Source organism: Nocardia otitidiscaviarum NBRC 14405 (assembly GCF_000308635.1).
GTDB lineage: Bacteria > Actinomycetota > Actinomycetes > Mycobacteriales > Mycobacteriaceae > Nocardia > Nocardia otitidiscaviarum.
On record NZ_BAGD01000258.1, the window covers coordinates 1 to 2,006 of the forward strand.

General features: G+C 62.0%; 3 protein-coding genes. 1 reads left to right on the forward strand and 2 read right to left on the reverse strand.

Annotated features, from left to right (window positions below):
- Nucleotides 1-1,108: tyrosine-type recombinase/integrase (locus ON31_RS29620; protein ID WP_039818394.1), on the reverse strand; the 1,108-nt coding region annotated here is incomplete at its 3' end.
- 327 nt (nt 1,109-1,435) lie between these two features.
- A complete protein-coding gene (locus ON31_RS29625) occupies nt 1,436-1,708 on the reverse strand; it encodes a helix-turn-helix domain-containing protein (protein ID WP_051037925.1) in 273 nt (90 codons plus the stop codon).
- Nucleotides 1,709-1,839: 131 nt separating this feature from the next.
- Between ON31_RS29625 and ON31_RS38630 the strand changes: the two genes are divergently transcribed.
- The coding region (locus tag ON31_RS38630; RefSeq protein WP_157533809.1) for a helix-turn-helix transcriptional regulator at nt 1,840-2,006 on the forward strand (167 nt) is incomplete at its 3' end.

A 2,006-nucleotide genomic window follows, 5' to 3' on the forward strand; every position in this document is an offset into this window, starting at 1 on the left:
CTCGAAAGCCTGTGCCCATCCGTCCGGCCACCTCGTCGAGATCGTCCTCGAACAGGTGCCCATAGTTGTCGAGCGTCATCGTCGCCGACTTGTGCCCGAGCTGACGTTGGATGGTCTTCACATGCGCGCCGCTGGAGATCATGAGTGACGCTGCGGTGTGGCGTAACTGGTGTGCAGTCACCCGCGGGAAGATCGCCGGGCCGGTCGGCTCGCCGTCGTCACCACACGGCACCGATGCCGAGATGCACCGTCCAACTGCCTTGGTGAACCAATGGGTAGTGGTCGGCGGTCGGATTGGTGTCCCGTCCTCTCGTGACCAAATGAGCCCGGTCGGGTTCTTCTGAGCCGTGACCACTGGACGCAGGAGGTCAGCGACCTCGGCGGGTATCGCCACGGTCCGCTGTTCCCATGACTTCGGAGTTCCGATCACACTGCGTGAGTTCACTTTCGACGCCGACCGAGCGATCCGAATGCGCCGGCGGTCGAGATCAACGTCTCGCGGACGTAGCGCAGCCATCTCGCCCCACCTCATACCGGAGTAGGCGAGCAACATGACGATCTCGGTCCCCTTGCTGCATTCGTTCGCGAGGGTGGCTACCTGATCGTGCGTGAGGTAGACGTGATCGACCGGCACCCGGCGGGGGAGTGAAACCCCGGCGGCCGGGTTCGCCGCGATGCGCCGCTCGTCGACCGCCTCATCGAGGACGGCCAACAGCACACCGTGGATGTCCTCGATAGTCGACGGCGCGCGGTCGATTCCAGCAATCCAGTCCCGGACCTCGGGCCGAGTGATCGAGGCGACTTGCCTTGTGCCCCAATACGGTTTGACGTGTACGCGCCAGATGGATTCAACACGCTCCGACCATGAATCCTTGGTGTGGACCTGCCGTGGTAGCCATGCCTCGCCCACCTCGGCGATTGTCGCTCGGCCCATCGACGGGGCGATGTACTCGCCGGTCATCTTCTGCACTTCGACTGTGGCCATGAACTTCTCGGCGTCGATCTTGCGCCGGAAGCCGCGCTTCTTGGTTGGTTTGCCGTCCGGTTTTCGGTACCGGACCATGTATCTCTTGCCCTTGCTGGTCTCGTATGGCTCGACGGTCGCCATGTGGCGGACTCCAATCTGTGTGATCGCCGGTTTTGCACTGCTCAGTGTTAGCTCGAATCAGTGGGGTCCCTTCCGTTTTATTCTGTTCGAATGTATGTTCGATCATGAGCGGGGGTCGGGCCGCTCCGCTGGATTGTGGGTGGTTCAGGCACAGGTGAGGACGTGATCGCGTGGGTATGGCGCTCGGCAACGACACCAGCGGCCATGAGGGCCGGAAGCTCCACCCCTTCGAGATCGTTGCCGAGGCGACACGACTCGGCGTGCCAGCTAGTCGGTTGCTCGCGTACGTGATTCAGGACCGGCCCGGGCCGAAATAGATTGCGCCAGTTATGAACCGAGTTCGCGCTTGACTGCGGCCTGTGCTGCGTTCAGGAAGTCGCCAGGGTCGATTTTCAGTGCACCGGCAATCTTGAACAGCTGATCGAGGGTCATCGCTCGGTGGCCCTGTTCGATCCGGCTCAGGGTGGTTACGTGTAGCCCGGTGAGTTTGGCCAGTTCTGGCTGGGTCAGGCCAGCGCGCGCACGTTCAGCGCGCAGCTGCGCGGCGACGGCGCGATGTGCTTGTTCCGCGAGCTCGTCCAGCCGGTCTGTGTTCTCCATATGGCTAAGTCTGTATGCCGATGCGGCAAGTCTGCAAGCCCTTCGGTGTTTCTCTCGCGTGTTTCGGTTGACAGCAAACACTTGGCCGTTCGGCCTTGACACTTAGCGAAATGGCCAACTAGCTTAGCGATATGGCTAATTCTCGTGCGGTGCACTTGGCGGCTGAGCTACGTGCCGCGAGGCGGCATCGCAATCTCACGCAATCGCAGCTGGCGTCTACCTCGGGCGTCAGCGTTCGAACCATCCACCAGATCGAGCGCGAGAAGGCCACCGCAAAGGCGTGGCAATTGATCGCGCT